This window comes from Eubacterium multiforme (assembly GCF_030813415.1).
Lineage (GTDB): Bacteria > Bacillota > Clostridia > Clostridiales > Clostridiaceae > Clostridium > Clostridium multiforme.
Genome location: NZ_JAUSUF010000005.1, coordinates 183,167 through 190,015 on the forward strand (window position 1 = coordinate 183,167; position 6,849 = coordinate 190,015).

The 6,849-nt window shown below is 24.4% G+C and carries 7 protein-coding genes; all 7 read left to right on the forward strand.

Annotation, left to right across the window (positions count from 1 at the left end; genetic code table 11):
* The first annotated feature begins 31 nt into the window (after positions 1-31).
* Positions 32-1,813 carry a M3 family oligoendopeptidase gene (locus tag J2S18_RS09345; protein ID WP_307486143.1) on the forward strand — a complete coding sequence of 594 codons (1,782 nt, stop codon included), beginning with the start codon at positions 32-34 and terminating at the stop codon, positions 1,811-1,813.
* Between the two features lie 53 nt (positions 1,814-1,866).
* The gene (locus tag J2S18_RS09350) at positions 1,867-2,217 is read left to right on the forward strand and encodes a hypothetical protein (RefSeq protein WP_307486146.1); all 351 of its coding nucleotides are present in this window, start codon (positions 1,867-1,869) and stop codon (positions 2,215-2,217) included.
* A gap of 200 nt (positions 2,218-2,417) precedes the next feature.
* Positions 2,418-3,101, forward strand: coding sequence for a response regulator transcription factor (locus tag J2S18_RS09355; protein ID WP_307486149.1), 684 nt, complete (start codon positions 2,418-2,420; stop codon positions 3,099-3,101).
* A 150-nt stretch (positions 3,102-3,251) separates the two neighbouring features.
* The gene (locus tag J2S18_RS09360; protein WP_307486151.1) at positions 3,252-4,181 is read left to right on the forward strand and encodes an ABC transporter ATP-binding protein; all 930 of its coding nucleotides are present in this window, start codon (positions 3,252-3,254) and stop codon (positions 4,179-4,181) included.
* 1 nt (position 4,182) lies between these two features.
* Positions 4,183-4,962 carry a DUF2705 family protein gene (locus tag J2S18_RS09365; protein ID WP_307486155.1) on the forward strand — a complete coding sequence of 260 codons (780 nt, stop codon included), beginning with the start codon at positions 4,183-4,185 and terminating at the stop codon, positions 4,960-4,962.
* A gap of 63 nt (positions 4,963-5,025) precedes the next feature.
* A complete protein-coding gene (locus J2S18_RS09370) occupies positions 5,026-5,931 on the forward strand; it encodes a sensor histidine kinase (protein ID WP_307486158.1) in 906 nt (301 codons plus the stop codon).
* A 313-nt stretch (positions 5,932-6,244) separates the two neighbouring features.
* Complete coding sequence (locus J2S18_RS09375; RefSeq protein ID WP_307486161.1) at positions 6,245-6,778, forward strand: TetR/AcrR family transcriptional regulator C-terminal domain-containing protein; 534 nt, start codon at positions 6,245-6,247, stop codon at positions 6,776-6,778.
* The last annotated feature ends 71 nt before the right edge of the window (positions 6,779-6,849 follow it).

Below are 6,849 nucleotides of genomic sequence, written 5' to 3' on the forward strand. Positions count from 1 at the left end.
TTAAAAATATATTGAATTGGAGGAAATATTTATGGATAATAAACCACTTAATATGAAGTGGAATCTAAAAGCCCTATATAGTGATTTCAATGGGGAAGACTTCATTTCAGATATGAAATCTTTAGATGAAAAAATAAAGGAAATAAACCTTTGGGCTAAAGAAGATTTAAATAATAATTTTAATGAAGGAGAAAAGATAAGGGAGTATTTAGAGCTAAAAACTTCCTATGAAATCCTTTATGGAAGATTAGAATCCTTCGCAAGTTTAACTTTATCAGCAGATTCAAAAAATAATGAAGCAAAAAAAGCTTTAGAATTACTTGGTAAAAAAGAAACTTTAATTAAAGGGGTAGAAGTAGCCTTCATAAAATTTTTAGGAAAAATAGATAATATAGATAAGGTTATAAATTCTAAAGAGGAACTTAAAAAGTATGAGTTTATAATAAAGGAAATGAAAAATAAAAGTAAATATATATTAAGTGAAGATGTGGAAGTTTCTATAGCAAAAATGTCTCTTACAGGTTCAGTAGCATGGGGAAACTTAAGAAATACATTAACATCTAATCATAAGGTTCCTATAATAATAGATGGGAAAGAAGAAGTTTTAGGAATAAATGAAGTTAAAAATATGCTCTTTAGTGGAGATGAAAAACTTAGAAAAAATGCAGCAGAGTCAGAGAAAAAAAGTAATAAGTTTATAGAAGAAGGGGTAGGTGCCTCCTTAAATGGAATAAAGGGAGAAGTAATAACTATATGTGATATGAAAGGATATAAATCACCACTTGTGAAAACTCTTATAGATTCAAGAATGGATGAGAAAACCTTAAATTCTATGATTAAAGCTATGGAAGAAAGTTTAGAAGATTTTCAAAAATATTTTAAGAAAAAATCTAAACTTTTAGGTCATAAAGATAAACTACCTTATTATGATATTATGGCTCCAGTTGGAAATGTTAATAAAAAATATAGTTATGAAGAAGCTAGAGATTTTATAGTAAAACATTTTAATTCATTTTCAAAAGAAATGGGAGATATGGCAACTAAAGCTTTTAATAATAGGTGGATAGATGCAGAAGTTAGAAATGGGAAAAGAGGCGGAGCGTTTTGTTCAAATTTATACTGTATAGGTGAAAGCAGAATACTATGTAGTTTTAGCGGAAGTTTTAAAAATGTCTGTACCCTTGCCCACGAACTTGGTCATGCATATCATGGAATGATACTAACTAAGGAAGAATTATTAAATACTAAATATCCAATGCCCCTTGCAGAAACTGCTTCAATATTTTCAGAAACAATGGTTAGAAATGCAGCTTTAAAGGATGCAGATAGGGAAGAATCCTTAGCAATACTTGGAGCAGAACTTGTAAATAATTCATCTGTAATAGTAGATATTTATGCTAGATTTTTATTTGAAAAGGAAGTATTTGAAAGAAGAAAAGATGGAGAGTTATCTGTAGAGGAAATAAAGGAAATAATGATAAAATCTCAAAAGAAAGCTTATGGAGAGGCAATAGATGATGAAACCTTAGATCCATATGCTTGGATTCATAAACCACATTATTATTATGCAGAAAGAAATTTTTATAATTTTCCATATGCCTTTGGATTATTATTTGCAAAGGGATTGTATAGTCAATATTTAAAAGAAGGAAGTTCCTTTGTAGAAAAATATAATAAAATATTAGGACTTGCAGGAAAAGCTAGTATTTATGATGTAGCTAAATTTGCAGGAATAGATGTACATGATATAAACTTTTGGAGAAGTTCTTTAGATATGGTAAGAAATGATATAGAAAAATTCATTAATTTATAATTTATAGTATAATATTATTATAAAATAAATTAATGGAAGGTTTGGTTAAATTTATGACATTAAAACATAGGGAAGAATATAAAGAATTAAGTAGACTTTTTGATGAATATTGTAAAAAAGAAGATAGAAATTCTATGGAAAGCAAAAAGGATGTTATAGAATTTTTAAATAATCTTGATATGGATTTAATTAAGGAAATTCAAATAATTCTTTATATAGGATGTAAAGATAACAAGTGTGAAAGCAAGGAAGAGGCTGAAAAGTTATTTAATAAAACTATGGAGTCTTTTGATATGTTAAAGGGTTGGAGAACTAAAGATATTGAAATAAAAAATATGGTTATAGATAATCCTTTAAATGAATACTTTAAAAATGGAATTGAAATTTTAAAATTAGAAGCTTAATTTTAAAGAAAAAGCTAGATGCAATTAATTGTATCTAGCTTTTTACTTGTAATTAAAACTAATATTATTAATATATAGAAAGTTAGTAAATTTTTTTAATGTATAATAAGAATATATAAAATATCAGGATATGTAGAGGCAACTGATATGAGCAATAAAAAGATGTTATGAATTAATAGAATATTTATAGGAGTGGTAAAATGATAAAAATTTTAGTTGTTGAAGATGATAGTGATATAAATAATTTATTAGCTAATATTTTAATAGATGAAGGATATGATGTTACTCAAGCATTTTCAGGAACAGAGGCAAAATTTTGCATTAAGGAAAAAGATTTTCAGCTTATTTTAATGGACTTAATGTTACCAGGACTTTCAGGTGAAGAATTAATAAAGGAAATAAGAAAGAATAATAATAGCTCAATAATAGTAATATCAGCTAAGGATGATATTGATAGTAAAGTTAATGTTTTAAAAATAGGTGCTGATGATTATATTATAAAACCTTTTGATGGAAGAGAAGTATTAGTTAGAATAGAAGTAGCTTTAAGAAGGTCATTAAATTCTGAAAATGTTGAATCTAATAAAGTTATTTTATATAAAGATATTGAGTTAGAAAAGTCTACTAGAAAGGTTTTTGTTAAAAATATTGAAGTTTATCTTACAGCTAAAGAATTTGATATTTTATATTTATTATTACATAATCCTAAAAAGATATTTTCAAAAAATAATATTTTTGAAAGTGTTTGGAAGGAAGAGTTTTTAGGAGATGATAATACTGTTAATGTTCATGTAAGCAATCTTAGAAATAAATTAAATAAAATAAATAAGGAAGAAAATTACATAAAAACAATATGGGGAATTGGTTTTAAGATGGCAGATTAAAATTAATACTTTCTTAAGGGTTTTCTTTAAGCATTCTTAAAGGGTAAATTTTAATATAAAAATATAATAAAATTAGGCTATGGTTTAATTAGGCGTTGATTTTAGATAGCCTAAAATTAAAATTTAACTTTTATAAAATGGAGGATTAATATGAAGGATGCGATACTAAAAACAAAAAATCTTTCAAAGAAATTTGGAAAAATATATTCTATAAATAATATGAATATGACTATTGAAAAGGGGGATGTATACGGGTTTGTTGGAAAGAATGGTTCAGGTAAAACAACAACTTTAAGGCTTATAACATCTTTAATATTACCAAGTAGTGGAGAAATATATTTGTTTGGTGAAAATATAAAAAGCTGTGGGGTTTTAATTAAAAGTAGAATTGGAGCTGTTATAGAAAATCCAGCTTTTCATCCTAATTTATCAGCTTATGATAATTTAGAATTTTATAGAATACAAAAGGGAATAGTAGATAAAAATATTATAGACAAGTCTTTAGAAATGGTTAATTTAAAAGATACAGGAAAAAAGAAGTATAAGAATTTTTCTCTTGGTATGAAGCAAAGATTAGGTTTGGCTTTGGCTATTATGAATAATCCAGATTTTTTAATTTTAGACGAGCCACTAAATGGACTTGATCCAATGGGGATAGCAGAGTTTCGTGAGATAATAAAAAACTTGAATGAAGAATATAATATGACAATAATTTTATCAAGTCATATTCTAAGTGAATTATCACAAGTTGCAACTAAATTTGGATTTATAAATAGAGGGCATCTTATAAAGGAAATTACCCAGAAGGAATTATTAGAAGAATGTAATAAGAGTCTTGAAATAAAGGTGGATAATGCAGAAAAGGCTATATTTATATTAGAAAATAAATTAAATACAAATAATTTTACTTTACTAGAAAATAATGAAATTAGATTATATGATTACCTTGATAATCCATCAGAAGTAACATTTCAGCTTAATAGCAATGGAATAAGAGTAAATTCAATTAAAGAGATAGGATTGAATTTAGAAGATTATTTTATTGAGTTAATATCTAATAATAAGCTAGGTGGTATATAATATGATGAATTTAATAAAATCAGAGTTATTTAAAATTAGAAAAGAAAGAAATTTATTTTTTATTATATTAGGTATTATAAGTATACTGTCTTTATCGATATTTGGATTTTCAAGTAAGGTTACAGTTATAGGAATAAGGAATATATTAAATACAAACTCTATTAATTTGGCATCAGGGTCTAATATATTAATAGAAATTTTGAAATCTGGAGATATATTAATTTTAATGTTTCTACCAATAATAATATCTGTCTTTATGATGGATTTTACAACAGGAACAGTTAAAAATAATATTATATCAGGATATTCTAGAAGTAAAATTTATATTAGCAAATTAATAGTATGCAGTATAATTTGTATAGCTTTAGTTTTAATATATTCAATAGTAGCTTTTGTTCTTATTACATTAAAAAATGGTTATGATGGTAAACTAACATTTAATTTAATAGTAGACACAATTAAAATTATTGCATTACAGTGCCCACTATATATAGCTGCAATTTCAACAGCATTTATGATTGGAGTTATAACCAAGCGTAAATCAGTAGTAATAACAATATATTTATTATATCAAGTTGTAGTTCTTATGATTTCAGCTATACTTGGTAGAATATTTCCGAGTATTATAAAGTATGAGCCAATAAGCAATTTAGATAAAGTAGCCCATATAGGAACTAATACTTGTAGTGATAATTTAATGTTTATAATAATAGGGTTAATCATAATATTAGTAACTACTATTATTGGAATACTAAGAATCAATAAAATTGATATTAAATAAAATTATTAGTATAAGTTTTAAGTTGGTATTATAAGAGTAAAAAGTTAGAAGATAGGTAAGAAAATGAAAGAAATATTGATTATAATTTTATTAATATCATTAATTTATGCTGTTATAAAAATTTTTTATTTAAAAAATGATATAAAAAATATTAACAACAATTTAGGATTAATAAAAAATAATGATACAAATAAGAGAATAACAAGTGTATCAACGGATAAAGATATTGTAGATTTAATAAAATATATAAATTATATATTAGATGAAAATACAAAGAATAAGATTAAATATGAGATTAGTAGCAAAAAATTAAAGAGTATGATTACTAATATTTCTCATGATTTAAGAACTCCACTAACATCAATAAAGGGCTATATAGAGTATGTAAATAGTAAGCCTATGAATGAATATGAAATTAAAAAATATTTAAAGATAGTAAATGATAAAGCAATTTTATTACAGGAACTCTTAAATAGTCTTTTTGAATTATCAAGAATTGAAGAAGAAAAGTATCCTTTAGAAATTTCTAAAATAAATATAAATAATTTGTTAGTTGAAGTTTTATTTACATTTTATGAAGATTTTAATATGAAAGGGATTGAACCTATATTAAATATTAAAGAAGAAAATTTAATAGCATTAGGAGATAAGAAAGCTATAAAAAGGATATTTGTAAATTTGCTTCAAAATATTTTAAAACATAATGGAAAAGATGTAGAAATAAATTTATATTCTAATGAAAAATTCATAATAATAGATTTTAAAAATAAAACTGATAGGTTAGTAAAGGAAGACATAAATAATTTATATGATAGATTTTTTACATCTAACAAGGTAAGGAGTAATAAAAGTTCAGGATTAGGACTTACTATTGCTAAAAAATTAGTTGAACAAATGAATGGAGAAACAAAGGCAACTTTAAATAATGGTATCTTATGTATATCAGTTAAATTATTGGCTATGTTTTAGGTGAATATTGATTTTAGATAGCTCTTCAAACTTACTTAATTTCGTAGAGAGTTTCTATTAGCTATTCCAAAATAATAGCTAACATTTTTAAATTCTCTACGATAAAATGGAAAAAGTCTTTTAACGCTATTATTTTTCCATAGACAATGAAACTCTAATTGCTTATTAAGATGGATTTATAGTTCTATCTAAAAGCAACACTAGTTTAAAATATAGCAAAACTATTAAATATAAAAATACAAGAATTATTATATAATAACCTATATTTACAAAGTGTATAATAGATGTATGTTTTAAATAGAGGAGTGATGCTATGTCTAATTCAATAGTAACAGAGAAAGCTTTAGCTGATGCTTTAAAGAATTTAATGATTACACATCCTATAAATAAGATTACAGTAAAGGAAGTTACAGATAAATGCGGTGTTACAAGACGTACTTTTTATAATCATTTTGATGATACTTATGAGCTTCTTGGATGGATATATGAACATGAGGTAATTGAAGATATAAAGCAATATTACAACTTAAATGGATGGAAGAAAGCTGCAAAGATAGTTTTGCAATATACTGTTGATAATAAAGATATATGTATAAACATATTTAACTCCTTAGGACGTGAATATTTAGAAAGATTTTTATATGAAGTTTTTTGTAATGCATTTAAGGGAATTATTGATGATATAACAAAGGATATGAAAGTAGATAAATCTATTAAAGGTGAAAGTGTACGTTTTTATGCACTGGCTGTTGAAGGAGAATTTATTTTATGGCTTAGAAGTGGATTAAAAGAAAAACCTGATTCAATTTTAGATAGATTAGAAGAGACTGTAGATTATTTTGTGTAATATGGTTTCTTAGAAATTAAATATTACTGGAAATTTTAGATTCCAGTAATATTTTTTTATTATCTAGAAAT